The 17,729-nt window shown below is 71.3% G+C and carries 15 protein-coding genes; 5 read left to right on the forward strand and 10 right to left on the reverse strand.

Annotated features, from left to right (window positions below; genetic code table 11):
• The first annotated feature begins 30 nt into the window (after nucleotides 1–30).
• Together OG985_RS20480 and def are read left to right on the forward strand one after the other, a co-directional pair.
• Nucleotides 31–855, forward strand: a complete 825-nt coding sequence (locus OG985_RS20480; RefSeq protein ID WP_371669780.1) for a C40 family peptidase — start codon at nucleotides 31–33, stop codon at nucleotides 853–855.
• A gap of 153 nt (nucleotides 856–1,008) precedes the next feature.
• Nucleotides 1,009–1,635, forward strand: coding sequence for a peptide deformylase (def, locus tag OG985_RS20485; RefSeq protein WP_371669781.1), 627 nt, complete (start codon nucleotides 1,009–1,011; stop codon nucleotides 1,633–1,635).
• 453 nt (nucleotides 1,636–2,088) lie between these two features.
• On the opposite strand, the gene OG985_RS20490 is transcribed toward def, so the two are convergent.
• Nucleotides 2,089–3,372 carry a geranylgeranyl reductase family protein gene (locus OG985_RS20490; RefSeq protein ID WP_371669782.1) on the reverse strand — a complete coding sequence of 428 codons (1,284 nt, stop codon included), beginning with the start codon at nucleotides 3,370–3,372 and terminating at the stop codon, nucleotides 2,089–2,091.
• A gap of 98 nt (nucleotides 3,373–3,470) precedes the next feature.
• On the opposite strand from OG985_RS20490, the gene OG985_RS20495 reads away from it, so the two are divergent.
• The gene (locus tag OG985_RS20495) at nucleotides 3,471–3,998 is read left to right on the forward strand and encodes a GNAT family N-acetyltransferase (RefSeq protein WP_371669783.1); all 528 of its coding nucleotides are present in this window, start codon (nucleotides 3,471–3,473) and stop codon (nucleotides 3,996–3,998) included.
• A gap of 83 nt (nucleotides 3,999–4,081) precedes the next feature.
• Nucleotides 4,082–4,435 carry a PASTA domain-containing protein gene (locus OG985_RS20500; protein WP_371669784.1) on the forward strand — a complete coding sequence of 118 codons (354 nt, stop codon included), beginning with the start codon at nucleotides 4,082–4,084 and terminating at the stop codon, nucleotides 4,433–4,435.
• Between the two features lie 51 nt (nucleotides 4,436–4,486).
• On the opposite strand, the gene OG985_RS20505 is transcribed toward OG985_RS20500, so the two are convergent.
• Genes OG985_RS20505 through OG985_RS20520 form a run of 4 tightly spaced genes read right to left on the reverse strand, consistent with a single transcriptional unit; the run spans nucleotide 4,487 to nucleotide 9,394 of the window.
• Complete coding sequence (locus OG985_RS20505; RefSeq protein ID WP_371669785.1) at nucleotides 4,487–5,182, reverse strand: demethylmenaquinone methyltransferase; 696 nt, start codon at nucleotides 5,180–5,182, stop codon at nucleotides 4,487–4,489.
• A gap of 35 nt (nucleotides 5,183–5,217) precedes the next feature.
• Complete coding sequence (locus OG985_RS20510) at nucleotides 5,218–6,615, reverse strand: acyltransferase (RefSeq protein WP_371669786.1); 1,398 nt, start codon at nucleotides 6,613–6,615, stop codon at nucleotides 5,218–5,220.
• The gene (locus OG985_RS20515; RefSeq protein ID WP_371669787.1) at nucleotides 6,612–8,948 is read right to left on the reverse strand and encodes a bifunctional polysaccharide deacetylase/glycosyltransferase family 2 protein; all 2,337 of its coding nucleotides are present in this window, start codon (nucleotides 8,946–8,948) and stop codon (nucleotides 6,612–6,614) included. The genes OG985_RS20510 and OG985_RS20515 overlap by 4 nt, the downstream gene beginning before the upstream one ends.
• 20 nt (nucleotides 8,949–8,968) lie before the next feature.
• Nucleotides 8,969–9,394: a hypothetical protein gene (locus OG985_RS20520; protein ID WP_371669788.1), complete on the reverse strand. Its 426-nt coding sequence runs from the start codon at nucleotides 9,392–9,394 to the stop codon at nucleotides 8,969–8,971.
• A gap of 307 nt (nucleotides 9,395–9,701) precedes the next feature.
• Here OG985_RS20520 and OG985_RS20525 point away from each other — a divergent pair, with 307 nt between their 5' ends.
• Nucleotides 9,702–10,730 carry a chitinase gene (locus tag OG985_RS20525; protein ID WP_371669789.1) on the forward strand — a complete coding sequence of 343 codons (1,029 nt, stop codon included), beginning with the start codon at nucleotides 9,702–9,704 and terminating at the stop codon, nucleotides 10,728–10,730.
• A gap of 40 nt (nucleotides 10,731–10,770) precedes the next feature.
• Here OG985_RS20525 and OG985_RS20530 read toward each other — a convergent pair whose 3' ends face one another.
• The 5 genes from OG985_RS20530 to OG985_RS20550 form a co-directional block, all read right to left on the reverse strand.
• Nucleotides 10,771–11,559: a hypothetical protein gene (locus OG985_RS20530; protein WP_371669790.1), complete on the reverse strand. Its 789-nt coding sequence runs from the start codon at nucleotides 11,557–11,559 to the stop codon at nucleotides 10,771–10,773.
• A 7-nt stretch (nucleotides 11,560–11,566) separates the two neighbouring features.
• On the reverse strand, nucleotides 11,567–12,766 hold the full coding sequence (gene mqnC, locus OG985_RS20535) for a cyclic dehypoxanthinyl futalosine synthase (RefSeq protein ID WP_371669791.1): 1,200 nt from the start codon (nucleotides 12,764–12,766) through the stop codon (nucleotides 11,567–11,569).
• Nucleotides 12,767–12,875: 109 nt separating this feature from the next.
• Nucleotides 12,876–13,670, reverse strand: a complete 795-nt coding sequence (locus tag OG985_RS20540) for an A24 family peptidase (protein ID WP_371669792.1) — start codon at nucleotides 13,668–13,670, stop codon at nucleotides 12,876–12,878.
• On the reverse strand, nucleotides 13,667–16,621 hold the full coding sequence (locus OG985_RS20545; protein WP_371669793.1) for a BTAD domain-containing putative transcriptional regulator: 2,955 nt from the start codon (nucleotides 16,619–16,621) through the stop codon (nucleotides 13,667–13,669). The genes OG985_RS20540 and OG985_RS20545 overlap by 4 nt, the downstream gene beginning before the upstream one ends.
• A 537-nt stretch (nucleotides 16,622–17,158) precedes the next feature.
• Entirely contained in the window at nucleotides 17,159–17,725 is a 567-nt protein-coding gene (locus OG985_RS20550) for a hypothetical protein (RefSeq protein ID WP_371669794.1), read from the reverse strand.
• Nucleotides 17,726–17,729: the final 4 nt, after the last annotated feature.

The raw sequence follows: 17,729 nt of genomic DNA on the forward strand, positions 1-17,729 counted from the left end.
ATGGAGGAGCCCCTGATACCGCTTGTACCCATGTCCCACACCGCTCTCATACGCAGCCACCGGAAACCCCGCCGCAGCGCGTCGAAAATCGCGATGCGGGCCGGAGTTGCCGGTGGCGTTCTCAGCACCCTGGCCGTCGCCGGGGCGTCCGGTTCGGCGAGCGCCGCCGAACCGGTGACGCAGACCCTTGAACTGCCCACGCTGACCGCCGACCTGGCCGCTCAGGTCGCCCAGTCCGCGGACGCCACGCAGCAGGCCGCCGCGAACTACCAGTTGCAGGCCGAACGTGACTCGGCCGCCGCGAAGGCCGCGAAGCAGGCCAAGTCGGACCTCGCGGAGGCCAAGCAGAAGGCCGAGGCCAAGAAGAAGGCCCAGCAGGCCGCTCGCAAGGCCGCAGCCGAGCGCGCCTCGCGCAGTGCCGAGCGGACGACGTTGGCCGCTCCCGCGGCCTCCAGCGCCTCCACGGGCACGTCCACGTCCACGTCCACGTCCACTGCCACCGGTTCGGCCGCGGCCGTCATCGCCTTCGTCAAGGCGCAGATCGGTGACGCCTACGTCTCCGGCGGCACCGGCCCCAACTCCTGGGACTGCTCCGGCCTGGTCCAGGCCGCCTTCAAGCAGGTCGGCGTCAACCTGCCGCGGGTCTCCCAGGACCAGTCGACGGCCGGCACCCAGGTGTCGCTGAGCAACCTCCAGCCGGGCGACATCCTCTACTGGGGCAGCGCGGGCAGCGCGTACCACGTGGCGGTGTACGTCGGCGACGGTATGTTCGTCGGCGCGCAGAACCCCTCCACCGGCGTCGCCGAGAAGCCGCTCTCGTACGACCCGCCGACCGGAGCCGTCCGGGTGCTCTGACATCCCCGGACACACCACACGAAGGGCCGCAGCCGCTCGGGGGCAGCGGCCCTTCGGTACACCCTGCTGCCGAGACCACCGCTCGCCTGAAAGGCTCTGCCCTCGGAGCCGGTTCGTCCCAAGGACCGGCCGACGATCCGAGGAGAGTCCGCGATGCCCCGTGTCTTCGTCCAGGGGAAGCCTGTCGCTTCCTACTTCCCGCACGCGCCCGAGGCCCGGCGCGGGTCCGTCCGGCGCATCACCGAGACCGGTGAGGCAGTCCTGCACAAGCCGTGCCGGGACGTCACCGAGTTCGGGCCCGAGCTCGCCGCGCTCATCGACGACATGTTCCTCACGATGTACGTCGCCGACGGCGCGGGACTGGCGGCGAACCAGGTCGGCGTCGACCTGAGCCTGTTCGTGTACGACTGCCCGGACGACGACGGTGTCCGACATGTCGGACACATCGTCAATCCGGTCCTGGAGCCGCTGGATCCGGCCGGGCGACGACTGCTCGACGACGGCGAGGGCTGTCTGTCGGTGCCGGGCGCCGTCATGGACGTACCGCGCCCCGACCGTGCCGTGGTGCGCGGACTCGACAGGGACGGCAACGCGCTCGTGATCGAGGGCACGGGGTACTTCGCCCGCTGCCTCGCCCACGAGACGGACCACGTGAACGGTCAGGTCTACATGGACCGCCTCTCCCTGCGCGAACGCCGGCAGGCCCTACGGCAGGTGGCCGACCGGAGGGACGAGGTGCTCGCCCGCCGGGCCGCCAACGAAGCCGAACTCCGGAGGTAGCGGGCCCGCCAGGCCTCCGCGCGCCGCCCGCACGGGACCGGAGGCACACGCGGCGGCGCGCCCGAAGGCCGCACTCGTGGGCCGCAGGCGTCACCGCCTGCCCGACGACCGCGCCCGAAAGCCGCACCCTCACCCAGGCGCAGGCCCGAGACCCGCAGCCGCGACCCGTACCCAAGGCCGCACCCTCACCGAGGCGCAGACCCGAGACCCGCAGCCGCGACCCGTACCCAAGGCCGCACCCTCACCGAGGCGCAGACCCGAGACCCGCAGCCGCGACCCGTACCCAAGGCCGCAGCCTCAGCGCGTGCCCGAGGGTCCCGGCCGTCTGCGCTCACCGAGGGCGCGGCCACGCGCGCTCACCGGGCGCGGGTGGCCGCGGCGGGCACTTCGGGCTCGCGGTCGACGGCCGGGCCGTGCGGCGCGCTCACCGAACGTGCGCCGCACGGTGTTGTGTCACGCCTTCGGGGCGACCTTGCTCAGGCCGTTGATGATCCGGTCCATCGCGTCGCCGCCCGTGGGGTCCGTGAGGTTCGCGAGCATCTTCAGCGTGAACTTCATCAGCACGGGGTGGGTCAGGCCGCGCTGGGTCGCGATCTTCATGACCTTCGGGTTGCCGATCAGCTTCACGAAGGCGCGGCCCAGCGTGTAGTAGCCGCCGTAGGTGTCCTTGAGGACGCGCGGGTAGTGGTGCAGGGCCGTCTCCCGCTGGGCCGGCGTGGAGCGGGCGTGGGCCTGGACGATGACGTCGGCGGCGATCTGGCCGGACTCCATGGCGTAGGCGATGCCCTCGCCGTTGAAGGGGTTCACCAGGCCGCCGGCGTCGCCGACCAGCAGTAGGCCCTTGGTGTAGTGGGGCTGCCGGTTGAAGGCCATGGGGAGGGCGGCGCCGCGGATCGGGCCCGTCATGTTGTCCGGGGTGTAGCCCCAGTCCTCCGGCATGGACGCGCACCAGGCCTTGAGGACCTCGCGCCAGTCCAGTTCCTTGAAGGAGTCGGAGGTGTTCAGCACGCCCAGTCCGACGTTCGAGGTGCCGTCGCCCATGCCGAAGATCCAGCCGTAGCCGGGGAGGAGACGGTCCTCTGCTCCCCGGCGGTCCCAGAGTTCCAGCCAGGACTCCAGGTAGTCGTCCTCGTGGCGCGGGGAGGTGAAGTAGGTGCGGACGGCGACGCCCATCGGCCGGTCCTCGCGGCGGTGCAGGCCCATCGCGAGGGACAGCCGGGTGGAGTTGCCGTCGGCGGCCACGACGAGCGGCGCGCGATAGGTGACCTCGCGCTTCTCCTCGCCGAGCTTGGCGTGCACGCCGGTGATGCGGCCGGTGCGGTCGTCGATGATCGGGGCGCCGACGTTGCAGCGCTCGTACAGGCGGGCGCCCGCCTTCTGGGCCTGGCGGGCGAGCTGCTCGTCGAAGTCGTCGCGCTTGCGGACGAGGCCGTAGTCGGGGAAGGAGGCGAGATCCGGCCAGTCCAGCTGGAGCCGGGAGCCGCCGCCGATGATGCGCAGGCCCTTGTTGCGCAGCCAGCCGGCCTCCTCGGAGATGTCGATCCCCATCGCCACGAGCTGCTTGACCGCGCGCGGGGTGAGTCCGTCGCCGCAGACCTTCTCGCGTGGGAACTCGGTCTTCTCGAGCAGAAGGACGTCGAGCCCGGCCTTGGCGAGGTGGTAGGCGGTCGTGGAGCCGGCTGGCCCCGCGCCGACGACGATCACATCGGCGGTGTTTTCGGAGAGGGGCTCGGTCACGGCGGGATCTCCCCAAGTTCTGAATCTGCGTGCCGACCGGCACTGGACATGGGCAGTCTATTCAGCGTTACCGATCACCCGGCTGAAGGGCTGCCCCCGTGAACCGAGCTCTGCCCGTCGTACGGCTTCGTGTCCCCACCGACGAGGACGCCGTCGCCTGGCACCGGGTGTTCGACGACCCGGACGTCATGGAGTTCCACGGCGGCCGGTCCGCGGAGCTGTCCGTCTACGAGGAGCTCACCGCCCGGCAGCGCCGGCACGACGCGGAGCGCGGTTTCTGCCTGTGGACCGTGCTCGACGACTCCGGGCGGGTCATCGGCTTCACGGGCGCCCAGCCGTGGCCGCGGGACTGGGGTCCGAAGGGTGAGATCGAGATCGGCTGGCGGCTGGGACGGGAGCACTGGGGCAGGGGGTACGTCACCGCGGCCGCGCGGATGACGCTGGAGCGGGTACGCGCGGCGGGGGTGCCGAGCGTGGTGGCGATGGTCCGCGCCGGCAACGCCCGTTCCATCGCGGTGACACAGCGGCTGGGCATGCGCCTCGAAGAGGTCCTCCCACTGCCGGGACCGCGGCAGGGGGAGGCGCACTGTTACCGGCTCGACCTCGAGGGTCGTGACGCAGGGTAGTCGACTGCTACAGAACGACACGTACCACTTCCGGGCGGTACTGGACGGGAGTTACCCTGCCGGTACCGCTGGGGGTGACATCTGTGCACATACCGCCCAAGACACCCGAAGTGCGCGTACCGCGCCTTGTCGGCCTGATGGCCATGGACGCGCGCAGGACGGCCGACGCGCGCGGGGTCTTCCTCGCCGCGCCCGACCGGCCCGACTTCCACCGGACCGCGGTCGACTACGTCGTACGGCAGTACCCGCCGCCCGGTGTCGACGTGCCGCGCGGGGCCGTCGTCACCGTCTGGTTCGACCTCGGGGAGGGAGAGGGCGGCGGGGGTGCGGGTGTGCGGGAGCCGCGACCGCCACGGCCGCCGAGCGGCGGAATGCGGCGGGAACTCGACGAGCCGGGTGGCGACACGTACGTGGTCGCCGGGTTCGGCTCCTGCTGAAACCGACCTCCTGCTGAAACCGACCTCGTGCCGACCCGCCTCCCGCGTGGTTCAGCTGTCCTTGAACCCGCGGTGCATGGCCACGATGCCGCCCGTGAGGTTGCGCCAGGCCACCTTCGACCAGCCGGCCTTGCGCAGCCGCTCGCCGAGGGCGGGCTGGTCCGGCCAGGCGCGGATGGACTCGGCGAGGTAGACGTACGCGTCGGGGTTCGAGGACACCGCCCGGGCGACCGGCGGCAGGGCGCGCATCAGGTACTCGGTGTAGGCGGTCCGGAACGGTGCCCAGGTCGGGTGCGAGAACTCGCAGATGACGACCCGGCCGCCGGGCCTGGTCACCCGGTACATCTCGCGCAGGGCCGCGTCGGTGTCCTGCACGTTGCGCAGCCCGAAGGAGATCGTGACGGCGTCGAAGACGTCGTCGGCGAACGGCAGCCGCGTCGCGTCGCCCGCCGTGAAGGGCAGCCAGGGGTGGTTCCGCTTGCCGACCCTGAGCATCCCGAGCGAGAAGTCGCAGGGGACGACGTAGGCGCCGGTGCGGGCGAAGGGCAGCGAGGACGTTGCCGTACCGGCGGCCAGGTCCAGGACCTTCTGCGCGGGCCGGGCGTCGACGGCCCTGGCGACCTCCCTGCGCCACACCCGGTCCTGGCCGAGCGACAGCACGTCGTTGGTCAGGTCGTACCGTTCCGCCACGTCGTCGAACATCGAGGCGACTTCGTGCGGCTGCTTGTTCAGGGAGGCGCGGGTCACCCGCCCATTGTTGCAGTACGGCCCTCCCCGCCGGCTCAGGGGAGCAGTCGCGGCCTCTTCCTCGCCGCCACGTCCTCGACCCATCCGCACACCAGGATGAACAGCGCGACGAGGACCCAGCCGACGCCGAACATGAACCACTGGCTCTCCAGCGGCAGGTAGGTCTCGAACGCGGGCACCTTCCAGAACTGGTCGATCAGCGGCACGGCCAGGATCAGCGCGATCTCGTGCCACAGATAGATCGTGACCGCGCGCGCGTTGAAGACGGTCACGATCCGGTCGAGCCGCCGGAACCTGGTGAGCCCGGCGAAGTCGATCCGGAAGCGCGCCTTGGCCCACATCAGGAGCGTCACGAAACCGGCCGACCAGAAGGCCTGGGCGAGCGGGATCTCGTCGAGGTCGTAGGTGCCGAACTCGGCCCGGTGGGCGAAGGCGTACCAGCCGCCGTAGCCGAGTGCCGCGAGCGAGAGGACGACGACCACGGCCGGTTTCATCCGCTGCAGGACACCGTCGCGGTGCGCGAAACCGAGGATCCAGCAGAAGAGGTACGTCGACAGGTCCCACAGGGCGGTGCCGAGGCGGTTGTCGGGGCCGGCCCAGACGAAGGTCAGGGCCAGGATCGGCGCGAGGGACAGCACCAGCACCGGGACCGGGGCGAGCCGGAACAGGCGCAGGAGCAGGGGGGAGAGCAGGACGAACCAGAGATAGGTCCGCAGGTACCAGAGGATCTCCCAGGCCTGCTCGCCCCACGCGTTGCCCGGCGGGTCGCCCAGCGGCACGATCCAGTAGACGATCTGCCAGCCCGGCATCCAGTCGTGGATCATCATCGCGAGCACCACGAAGGCGCCCCAGAACCAGAAGGGCGGCAGGAGGCGACGGAACCGGCTCCTGACCACCTGGAGGGCGGGCCGTTCCAGGGACTTGGCCATCAGGGTGCCGGCCAGCCCGAACATGATCCCCATCGAGGGGAAGACGAGCCCGGCCCAGGCCCAGCCGAAGGTGTGGTACGCGACGACCCGGACGAGCGCGACCGCGCGGAGGGTGTCGAAGTACCGGTCACGGCCGCCGCCTGCGGCAGGCTCCGACGAGGCGGCGACGGGCTCCGGTTCCGGCTCCACCACCGGCGCAGTCGCCGTCGAGTCCACCGGCACCCGCTGCCCGGGTTCCTCGTAGCCCTCGTAGCCCTCATAGCCCTCGTAGTGCGGCGGACAGGGCTGCTGTGGGTAGTCCTGCTGCACGTACGGCTGTTGTCCGTACGGCTGTTGTCCGTACGGCTGTTGCCCGTGCGACTGCTGCTGCGGATACGGCTGCTGCGGTTGCGGATACGGCTGCTGACGCCCGTACCCGTCGTACCCGTAAGGGAGTTGCTCCCCGTACCCCTGCACCTGGCCGTACCCCTGCGGGTGCCCCGGTTGTTCCTCACCCCAGCTCATCGGCTGACCCCCGCCGGGGTGCCGACCTCGCCGGTGCGCTTCAGCTTCTGCCAGCGCAGGCGGCCGCCGGTGAGCGCGGTGATGCAGGAGTGGATGAGGACGAGGTACATCATCTGGCGGTAGGCCAGCTGTTGCAGCGGCATCATCAGCAGGTAGCGGTACTTCTCGCGGTCGAGGCGGAAGGCGTACGCCGCGCAGAAGAGCTGGATGCCCAGGACCGCCAGCCACGCGTACAGCGCCGCCTGGAAGTCGACGAAGATCATCGAGTAGGCGGTGAAGACGTCGATGAGCGGGGCGAAGACCGGCGTGAGGATCTGGAAGATCACGACCAGCGGCATGCCGACGCGGCCGAAGCGGCCCGAAGGACCCTTGTCCGTCAGGGACTTGCGGTGCTTCCAGAGCGCCTGCATGGTGCCGTAGGACCAGCGGTAGCGCTGCGACCACAGCTGCTTGAGCGAACCCGGCGCCTCCGTCCAGGCCCTGGCGTGCTCCTGGTAGACGACCCGCCAGCCCGCGCGGTGCATGGCGATGGTGATGTCGGTGTCCTCGGCGAGGGTGTCCTCGCTCATGCCGCCGACCTGGAGGACCGCGTCACGGCGGAACGCGCCGATCGCGCCCGGGATGGTGGGCATGCAGCGCAGCAGGTCGTACATGCGGCGGTCGAGGTTGAAGCCCATCACGTACTCGATGTGCTGCCAGGCGCCGATGATCGTGTCGCGGTTGCCTACCTTGGCGTTGCCCGCGACGGCGCCGACCTCCGGGTCGGCGAAGGGCTGCACGAGCTGGTGCACGGCGTCCGGCTCGAAGACGGTGTCGCCGTCCATCATCACGACGATGTCGTAACCGGCGCTGCGGACACCGTTGTTCAGGGCGGCCGGCTTGCCGGCGTTCTCCTGGCGGATGACGCGGACGTTGGACATGCCGAGCGCGTCGGCCGCGCCGCGAGCGATCTCGGACGTGCCGTCCGTGGAGCCGTCGTCCACGACGATGATCTCGATCGGGTGGGTGCTCCGCGCCAGCGATTCGAGCGTGTTGGCGATGCACTCCTTCTCGTTGTACGCCGGGACGATCACGCTGCCCGGGCGGGTGACCGTCGGCCCCCAGCTGAACCGGCGTTTGTTGCGCTGTCTGTGGTGGCGGCGGGCGAGGAGCAGCATCATGCCGAACCGGCCCATGACGGCGACGCCCACGACGACCAGTCCGACCGACAGCGCCGGCACCGTCCACTCGGCGACCGCGACGGCGGCGACGAGGGCCTTGCCCTCGTAGAGGGTCGCGCCGGTGGCCTCGCGGTGCGCCGCCTGGAGCCGGGAGGTGGTCGACTGCCGGGCCGAACCCTCGACGCCCGCGTTCCCGGTGCCCGAACCGGCGCTCCCCGTCGAGCCGTTGGGCGCGTCGCTCGGCCGGCTGCCAGTGGCTTGCGGCGCTCCCGCGGCCTGGGCGTTGCTCGCGTTCTGCGCCTGCATGACGCCGCTGACGGTGGTGAAGGTGTAGCCCTTCGCCTTCATCTTCTCGATGTACTCGGGGAGCGCCGCGACCGTCTGCTCACGGTCGCCGCCCGCGTCGTGCATGAGGACCGCGGCGCCGGCGGTGCCCTTGGGCGTGGCCCAGCTGACGATCTTCGAGACGCCCGGCTTCTTCCAGTCGTCGCTGTCGGTGTCGACGAAGACGCTGGTGTAGCCGTCCTCGCCGAGCTCCTTGTAGACGGGCCAGCTGTAGTTGTCGATGGCGTCCGTCTCCGAGGAGTACGGCGCACGGAACAGCGTGGTGGTGATGCCGGCCGCCCCGGCCAGCGCGAGCTGCGTCTGCTCCATCTCGCGCCGGATGCGGGAGTCGCTCTGGTACGACAGGTCGACGTGGGTGAACGTGTGGATGCCCACCTCGTTGCCCTGGTCGACCATGTCCTTCACGATGCCCGGGTAGCGCGAGACCATCGAACCCACCAGGAAGAACGTGGCGGGGACGTCGTTCTCCGCGAGGATGTCGAGGACCTCGGGCGTGTACGTGGGGTTCGGGCCGTCGTCGAAGGTGAGCGCGATCGTCTTGCTGGGGACGGAGATCGTCGTGGCCTGGCCGGCCCGGAAGGTGACGATGGGGCCGCCGTTGAGGATCTTGTCGGGGACCTTGCTGGAGCTGGCCCCGTCGCGCACCCGCTGGTCGCCGCCGACCTCGGCGCGCAGATAGCCGTCGAGCAGCATGACGCTGGTCAGTCCGAGCAGGAGCAGCAGAGCGAGGATGACGCGGGGCTTCTGCAGCGCCGCGGCCTTGCCCGCCGCCCGTTCGATACGGGTGGGGGCACGCCGGCGGCGGCGTGCGGGCGTCGTCGTGGTCATGTGGGTTGCTTGCCTTCCCGTCAGTTGGCGGCCGCGGCGGCGGACGCGGACGAGGAGGGGGCGGAGGTGCCGGTGGACGTGGTCGACGGGGCGCCGCTGGGCCGGCCGAGCTGGTCGCCCAGGCCGCCCTGCGGCTGGTAGCCGCCGGGGCCGGTCCCGTTCCGGCCGGACGGACCGGCGTTCTGCCCGTTGCCGAAGGGCACCAGCGAGGACGGGTTGATCGACGTGCCGATGCCCATGAAGGCCATGCCCAGCACGACGGCGTACCCGACACAGACGACGCCGAGGAGGATGCCGACCCGGCGCAGCACCTTGGAGCGGCGTCCGGAGTTGTCGACGAACACGGGGCCGTCGGCAGACGCGTTGCCGGGTTTGCGACGGCGACCACGCACAACGCCGGCAGGTGCGGCGGCGGCGTGGTTTTCGATGGCAGGCTCGGAATGCATTCCCCGGATATTAGGGAGCCTTTATGTGTTGGAAACTCGGAGGTTCTTGTGAGACGCCCATGAGAAATCACCTAACCTGTCTCTTCCCTGAGAGATTCCCAGAACGGCTGCGCGACGGACCGCGAAGCGAAAGGAACCGTATGCCCCGCTTCGATGCCCGAACAGTCCGATTCGCCAGGCCGGATCTGTGGACCGGCTGTACGCCGGCTGTCCGCGCGCGGCTCAGCGGCGTGTGAGACATTTCCTTTTCGGAAACACACTTTGTTTCCGTCCTGAGACAGAGATCACGAGAGCTGGTGCATGCAGAATGCGGAGTTTCCTGAGGCCGGCAGCCGGGCTCACCTGCTTGTTTGCCCTGGCCACCGCGGGATGCTCAGCGGGTTCCGACGCCACCTCGGACGCGGCCCCGAAGGCGCCGCGACAGACCGACGCGTCCCCTTCCGGGACCGCGTCGTCGGTGACGTCGTACGCCCCCTACGTCAGCGCCACCGAAGCCTCCGGCACCGACTCCACGGGCTCCCCCGGCACCTACAACCTGGCCTTCGTGATCGCGGACGGAAGTGACTGCACGCCCAAGTGGAACGGCGTCGAGGCGATCGGTGACTCGGCGGTCAAGTCGCGTATCTCGGCGCTCAAGGAGTCGGACGCCACCGTGCGCGTCTCCTTCGGCGGCGCCTCGGGCAAGGAGTTGGCGGAGAGCTGCGACACCGCGTCGGCGCTGGCGAAGGCCTACGGCGAGGCACTGGACGCCGCCGGGTCGGCGCAGGCGGACTTCGACGTCGAGGGCGACACCCTGACCGACTCCGACTCGGTGGCCCTGCGCTCCGAGGCGATCGCCCTGTTGCAGCGGGAGCGCAGCGACCTCGAGGTCTCCTACACCCTGCCCGTCATGCCCTCCGGGCTCGACGCGGACAGCCTGGCACTGCTGGAGTCCGCCAACGACAACGGCGTCCAGGTCTCCACCGTCAACATCATGACCATGAACTACGGCGAGTCGTACGACGGCGACATGGGCGACTACGCGATCACCTCGGCCAAGGCCGCGCACACCCAGCTGAAGAAGGTCTTCGGGCTGTCCGACGCGAACGCCTGGCGGGGCATGGCCCTCACCTCGATGATCGGCGTCAACGACGTCGCGGGCGAGACGTTCGGGCTCGCGGACGCGACCGAGGTCCGCGCCTTCGCCGAGGAGCGGGAGATCGCCTGGGTGTCGATGTGGTCGACCTTCCGCGACCAGCAGTGCGCGTCGGGGAGCTCGGACAACGACGACGCGGCGACCAACTGCAGTGGCGTGAAGCAGGGTTCGGGCGCGTTCGCGGAGGCGTTCGCGGAGTGACGGGGGCCGCCCGGCGCGGCCGCCCAGCGGGGTGAGTGCCTTACCGGCGCCTGTGCAGCAGCCGGCCCGCGACGACCGTCGCCACGCAGGACGCGGCTCCGCGGTCCCGGAGCGCCGCCTCGTCCGGGACGTCGAACACGGCGAAGGTCGCGTCGAAAGCCCCCTCGACGCTCCTCTCGGCAGCCCCCTCGACACCCCTCTCCGCGGCTCCCGCGACACTCCTCGCGGCGATCCCATCGAGGCCCGTCCCGAGAGCTCTCTCGACGCCCGTCCCGACGGTCGCGTCGAAACCGTCCGTGCCCACGGGCGGCAACGGCAGCAGGATCGCCTCCGCGAGGCTCCGCCCCGCGGCCAGCGGATCGAGCGTCGGCGGGCCCACGGGCACGTCGTGGCGCGGCTGCGTGCTCAGTCCCGCCCGGTGCACGGCGTCCCGCACCGCCGGCCGCCGCAGGTCGCCCGCGACCGCGACGCATCCGTGCGCCAGCATCCGCTGCACACCGCGCCGCGCGCTGGCGGCCCGGCGGGCTTCGGTCATGCCGAGCGCGTCGAGGGCCTCCCCGGTGAACAGCGGCGCGGTGCCGAGCTCGTCGGCCTCGCGGGGATCGGGGTGGTAGGCGTGCTCCAGGAGTTCCGGTCCGTACGGGTTTACCAGCCCCGGGGTGAGCAGTCCGGGCCAGCGCCGGACCCGGGCCGCCGGATGCGCGGCCGCCAGTTCGTCGTACGGGCCGAGGGCCGCGAGCCTCCGCCCGTCGACCAGGACCGCGCCACCCGGCACGGCCGGCCGCCGGTCCCCCGTGACGAGGAGATCGGCGGCGTGGATCGTCAGCATATGGAGGTCAGTTGGAGGCGAGCAGCTTCAGTTCCGGGTGAGCGGTGCCGCCCGCGATCGCCGTGGAGGAGATGTGGGACATGACCCGCTCGTCGACGGGATCGTTCGCCGGGTCGTCGTGCACGACGATGTGCTCGTACGTCGTGGTCCGCTGCGCCGGAACGCGCCCCGCCTTGCGGATGAGGTCGATGATCTCCATCCGGTTGGAGCGGTGCTTGGCGCCCGCCGAGGAGACGACGTTCTCCTCCAGCATGATCGAGCCGAGGTCGTCGGCGCCGTAGTGCAGCGACAACTGGCCGACCTCCTTGCCGGTGGTCAGCCACGAGCCCTGGATGTGGGCGACGTTGTCCATGAACAGCCGCGCGATGGCGATCATCCGCAGGTACTCGAAGAGCGTGGCCTGCGTACGGCCCTTCAGGTGGTTGTTCTCCGGCTGGTAGGTGTAGGGGATGAAGGCGCGGAAGCCGCCCGTCCGGTCCTGTACGTCGCGGATCATCCGCAGGTGCTCGATGCGCTCGGCGTTGGTCTCGCCCGTGCCCATCAGCATGGTGGAGGTGGACTCGACGCCCAGCCCGTGGGCGGCCTCCATGATCTCCAGCCAGCGCTCGCCGCTCTCCTTCAGCGGGGCGATGGCCTTGCGGGGCCGCTCGGGGAGGAGTTCGGCACCGGCGCCGGCGAAGGAGTCGAGGCCGGCCGCGTGGATCCGGGTGATCGCCTCTTCCACCGTCACGCCGGAGATCCGGGCCATGTGCTCGACCTCGCTCGCCCCCAGGCTGTGGATGACGAGCTGCGGGAACTCCTTCTTGATGGCCGCGAAGTGCTTCTCGTAATACTCGACGCCGTAGTCCGGGTGGTGGCCGCCCTGGAACATGATCTGGGTCCCGCCGAGCTCGACGGTCTCCGCGCACCGGCGCAGGATGTCGTCCAGGTCGCGGGTCCAGCCCTTGGCGGTGTCCTTGGGGGCCGCGTAGAAGGCGCAGAACTTGCACGCCGTGACGCACACGTTCGTGTAGTTGATGTTGCGCTCGATGATGTACGTGGCGATGTGCTCGGTTCCCGCGTACCTCCGGCGGCGTACGGCGTCGGCGGCCGCGCCGAGCGCGTGCAGCGGGGCGTCGCGGTAGAGGACGAGTGCCTCTTCGGGGCTGATCCGTCCGCCGGCCGCGGCACGGTCGAGGACGGACTGAAGCTCGGCCTTCTCGGTCACCGGGGCGTCCCTTTCGTAAGGGTTGTGGACAGACCGAACCAGCCTACGCCAGCGGGTTCCCGGAGCCGACGTCAGCCTGCGCCGGGCAGCGGTGCGGGCGGTGCGGTTCCTAACCCGCGTAGGCCCCGATCAGCAGCCCCACGTACGCCCCCGCGATCAGGAACGGCCCGAACGCGATGGCCGTCTTGCGACCGGCCCGCCGCGTCACGACCAGCGCGCCGCCGTACAGCGCCCCCAGCAGGAACGCGGCGAAGGTGCCGAGCATCACCGTCGGCCAGCCGTACCACCCGAGCACCGCGCCGAGACCGAGCGCCAGCTTCACATCGCCGAAGCCCATGCCGCCCGGGTTGACGAGGAACAGCACGAAGAAGGCGCCGCCGAGTGCGAGGGCGCCCCACAGCGCGGTCGGCCAGTCACCGGCGTGCTCCGGCACCAGCGCGACCAGCCCGAGCAGCGCGAGCGCGGCGGCCGCGAGCGGAAGGGTCAGCACGTCCGGCAGCCGCCGCACGCGGAAGTCGACGATCGCCAGCAGCACCCCGACCGGCGCGAGCAGCAACCAGACCGCGATCTCCGGCCGGGTGCCGGTGGCGGCGGCGAGAGCGGCGCAGAGGAGGGCGGTGACGAGGGCGACGAGGGGGGTGCCGGGGCCGTACCCGGGCACAGGCACAGGCACAGGTGCGGCGGGAGACGCTACGGCGGTCTCGGCGCCCCTTCCGGCAACCGCCGCCCCCGCGCACTCCCCGCACCGGGCCCGTCCGATCCACCCGCCGACCGGGTGTCCGCCGGGACACGTGTCCCGCCAGGCCTCCCCCGACGGGACGGAGAAGCGGTAGGCGGCTCTCGGCAGGAACGACCCCGCCGCCGCGCCCCACAGCGCGGCGGCGATCACCAGGACGCTGTTCATCCCACCGCGGCGACGCCGCCCCGCCAGGTCGGCAGCAGCTCGTCGAGCAGTGCCTCGGTGCGCGGCGGGAGGCCGCGGGCGCCGCTGCGGCCGACGAGGTCGACGGCGAGCGCCTGGAGGCGGTCGGTGTCGCCGGTGGCGTGGGTGGCACGCAGCAGTTCGTTCCACAGCCGCTCGTCGGCGGGAGCGGTCCGCACCGCCGCGTTCAACGCCTCGATCGCCTTCTCCGCGCGGTTCTTCTCCAGGTGGAAGGCGGACAGCGCGAGCCCGATGTCGGCGACCAGCAGCGGGAGTTGGGCGTCGACGATCTCGTGGGTGAGCCAGCCGTAACGGCCCTCGGGCCGGTCGGCGAGGAGCGGCCCGCGCACCAGCACGAGCGCGTCGGTGAGGAGCCGGCCGCGGACGACCCGGCTGTCGACGCCCTTGCCCTGGGTCGCCTCGTAGTACAGCGAGCGCAGGACGTCCAGGTCGGAGACGACGGACTTGGCGAGCGTGAGCCGCCCGGTCGCGTCGGAGGTGAGGCGCGGCGAGCCGTCGGGGTCGGCGCCGAGCCAGACGCGAAGCCGCTCGACCAGCGCGTCACGCACGTCGTCGGTGACACCGCGCGGCCACAGCGCGGAGGACAGCACCCGCGGGTGCACGCCCTCCCGGTGCAGGAGCAGCAGCGCCAGCGCCTCGTGCAGCAGCGCGCTGCGCTCGCCGTCCGGCGTCTCCAGGCCGATGATCTCGTACGACCCGACGAGGCGCGCGTACACCGCGGGCCGCCCCTGTTCGCTGATGTCGACGAGGAACGGCGGGGTGTTGGTCGGCCCGTCGGGCCCGTGATCGGGGTCGGCCTCGACGAACAGCTCGACGACGGCCCGCTGTTGGGCCACCGGCAGGAGCTGGGCGTCGAGTTCGAGTCCGAGGAGCGGGGCGAGCAGCTTGCCCGCGCCGGTGATCTCCATCTCCCAGGCGGCGCCGGGCAGGTCATCGGACTCGGTGCCGACGAGGTAGCCGATGCCGAGCCGGGAAGCGTCGGCGGCGAGCTCGGCGAGCTTGACGGCGTCCTCGGCGTCCGGCTGGGCGGCGAGCAGCACCAGGTGCGGGGCCCAACGGGTGTGCTGGGCGGGGCCGGTGCGTCCGGTCAGGACCGAGTCCTGGCCGGCGGCGCCGAGCGCGCCGCGCCGCTGCCGGGTCTCGGCCTCCATGGTCTCCACGAGCGCCTCGATGTCGTCGAGGTGGCGCAGCCGGTTGGGCGCGAGCGGGGTGAGGTCCTCGCCGAACCCGACGAGCGTGATCGTCATGCGGTCGGACCAGCCGTTGGTGGCGAGTTCGGCGGCGACGGAGGCGAAGACGGCGGCCCGGTCGGCCTCGCGCCCGCTCAGGGAGACGATGCCGGGCACGGCCTCCAGGTTGAGCAGCAGCCGCGAGTCGTCCATGGTGCCGAGGCTGACCAGGCCGGGGTAGGGGGCGGCGGTGTCGGTGTCCTCGTACTGCTCGCCGTCGCTCCGGGCCAGCACCCAGAACGTCTGGTCCTGCCCGAGCTGCCACGGGGCCGGCGGCTTGCCGGACGGCTGGGCGAGCTGGAGATGCAGGTCGCCGTTGGTCAGCCAGGCCGCGTACACGGTGGGCAGCGGCCGGGACTCGGCGGCGAGGGAGGCGGCGAGGCCACGCAGCGACCGGTCGAGCAGTCGTACGCCCTCGGGGTCGGCGCCCACGAGCAGCGCGTCCTGGACGTCCAGGGCGTCGCCGGCCGGCGTGGGCGGTTCCATACCGCGCCGCCCGCCGACCGCACCGATCGCCGACTGCCACAGCGCCTGCCGGCGCCGCCGCCCGAGCGCGCCGAGAAGACCGGCGGCGAGGAGCGGGGCACCGAGAAGAGCCTCGGGCAGACCGAAGGAACTGTCCGAGGAGTGGGAGGAGGTGGCGTGCTGCTGATCGCCGTTCCGCTGCTGCTTCTGCTCGGGGGCGGGCCGCTGCTCGGGCACGGAGACCTGTGTGGCCCCGCCGCCCTGCGCCTGGCTGCCGCCGCCGCCCTGGGCGTGGTCCCCGGACTTGGCGTAGTCGTGGATCTGCTGCTGCACGTCCGGCGAGACGCTGGGCGCCGCGTCGGGCATCTCGACGAGCTCGCCGCCGCGCGCGTCACCCGGCATCTCCATGATCCAGCCCGGCCGGATCAGGCTGGCCTCGGACAGCCGCGAACCGTCCGGCTGCACACGGTCCTTGTTGAGCTCGTAGATCTCCTTGTACCGGCGCCCGTCACCGAGGTGCCGCTGCGCTATCTCCCAGAGGGAGTCGTGATGGCGCCCCTCGGGCGGCTGGATCCGGTAGTACTTCGTGTCGTCGGCCTTGGCGGTGGCGCCCCCCGCATCCGCGTGCGAGGCAGCGTGCGAGGCCTGCTCGGCGAGGGCGGCCGCGGTACTGGCGGCCTGCTCCTGCTGCTGCGCGAACAGCCCGGGCGTCTGCTGCGCGGCGGCGACGGTCCCCCGCTGGTTGTCCTCCATGCTGTGCCCGAGTTGCGAGAGCCCCGGCGTGAAGCTGGCCGCGGTGGCGCCCACGAGGAGCAGCGCGGCGACAAGCTGCCGCGCGAGCAGCTGACTCGCCCCGGACCCCGGCACCCGCCCCGGCACCCCGACACCCGACAGCGCGGCCTTCACCTCGACCAGCACACAGGCGGTGAACTGCGCCCAGGCGAACCAGACGATGACGGTGAGGATGTGCAGGAAGGTGCTGACCGTGATCTCGTTCTTCAGCCACTCCATCGGCTCGAACTCGTGCGGCAGCGGCCATCCGACGGCCACGGCCAGCGCCCCCGGCACCCCGACGAGCAGCACCACGAGGGCGACGAAGGCGAGGAACGCCCTGACGACGTCCCCGAAGGTACGCCTTCGCACCCGCACCGGCTGCGGTGTCCGGTTCCTCGGGCCCGTCGAGCTTCCCGTCGAGCTTGAAGTGCTGCGTCGCGCCATGGCGGGTGTCCTGGGTCGTGTGTGGAGGGCGGTGGAGTGGGGGTGTGTTGAGCCTACAGAGATCTTATGGACTGTGACTGACACCGTCGAAGGCCCAGCGGAACTCCGACGCCCCCCGCCGCCGTTTCCTCACGGAATGCCCGCGAAGCCCGACGTGCACCGGGACCACACCCCACACATTCCCCACACAATCCCTCCGCGACCGCCCAAGTGCCCTCCAGCGAGGCCCTGACGGCTTCCGGCGGATGCCCGGAGGCAGGACGCGATCGGTCTCAGCAGACCACCGGTTCCCGCTCTGCTCGCTCATCCCTACGTGACCGCCCTGATTCCGAGTTGATCGGCACGAGGAGTACGTCCTTTTCGGCGCTCCGCCCGCCGCCTCACAGCGTCAAGCGCTCCCTGATCACCGGCGGCCCACAGACCGAAGAGGCCCACCGCGATGGACGGGTCCCGCACAGGTGGCCCTACCCGCGGGCTGGACCGGTCGAGGCTCGAACCCCTGCCTCGGACCAGTGCCGGTCATCCCGCGGACTCTGCCTACGCCCCGCCGAGCATCTCGTCCTCGTCGAATCCCAGCTCGTCCTCGATGCCCAGCTCCTCTGCCGCGTGCCACCTCAGCGGGTCCGGCCATTCGCCGGGCCCACTCGTGGCGATGCCCCTCAGGAACTGGTGTGCCTCAGGGGTGCCGATCTCCCCCAACGACTGAACTCCTTTGATACCCAAGGGGTAGAACGGCCCATCGGCGTTCCTCTTCTCGCGTACGACATGGCTGATCGCGTCCACCGATTCGGGTGCTCGCAGCTCACCGAGCATGTCGACCAGGTCCTCGGTGTTCACACCGGCCGCGTCCGACGCGAGCAGCGGTACGAGGATCGGGGCGAGCCCCTCTGGATGCAGGTGAACCGCCAACGCCGCGAGCCGTTCGAACCTGCGAAAGTCTCCGGAATCGGCCGCGCTCCTGACCCAATCGAGAATCCGGGCACGCGCTTCGGGAACCGCCGCCGCCACTTCCGCGGCCCTCTCGCGGCCGACATACCCTCCGTCAGCCAGGAGCGAGTCCACCCGCTCCAGCAGTGCGCCGTCTGCCGCCGCGTCGCTTGCCATCAAT

Origin of the sequence: Streptomyces sp. NBC_00289, from assembly GCF_041435115.1 — a bacterium.
Taxonomy (GTDB): Bacteria; Actinomycetota; Actinomycetes; order Streptomycetales; family Streptomycetaceae; genus Streptomyces.

Bases quoted from the DNA above. Each gene is read 5' to 3' on its own strand.
- OG985_RS20480 (WP_371669780.1), top strand. From the start codon at position 31: ATGTCCCACACCGCTCTCATACGCAGCCACCGGAAACCCCGCCGCAGC.
- def (WP_371669781.1), top strand. From the start codon at position 1,009: ATGCCCCGTGTCTTCGTCCAGGGGAAGCCTGTCGCTTCCTACTTCCCG.
- OG985_RS20510 (WP_371669786.1), bottom strand. From the start codon at position 6,615: ATGAGCTGGGGTGAGGAACAACCGGGGCACCCGCAGGGGTACGGCCAG.
- OG985_RS20515 (WP_371669787.1), bottom strand. From the start codon at position 8,948: ATGACCACGACGACGCCCGCACGCCGCCGCCGGCGTGCCCCCACCCGT.
- OG985_RS20520 (WP_371669788.1), bottom strand. From the start codon at position 9,394: ATGCATTCCGAGCCTGCCATCGAAAACCACGCCGCCGCCGCACCTGCC.
- OG985_RS20525 (WP_371669789.1), top strand. From the start codon at position 9,702: ATGCGGAGTTTCCTGAGGCCGGCAGCCGGGCTCACCTGCTTGTTTGCC.
- OG985_RS20530 (WP_371669790.1), bottom strand. From the start codon at position 11,559: ATGCTGACGATCCACGCCGCCGATCTCCTCGTCACGGGGGACCGGCGG.
- OG985_RS20540 (WP_371669792.1), bottom strand. From the start codon at position 13,670: ATGAACAGCGTCCTGGTGATCGCCGCCGCGCTGTGGGGCGCGGCGGCG.
- OG985_RS20545 (WP_371669793.1), bottom strand. From the start codon at position 16,621: ATGGCGCGACGCAGCACTTCAAGCTCGACGGGAAGCTCGACGGGCCCG.
- OG985_RS20550 (WP_371669794.1), bottom strand. From the start codon at position 17,725: ATGGCAAGCGACGCGGCGGCAGACGGCGCACTGCTGGAGCGGGTGGAC.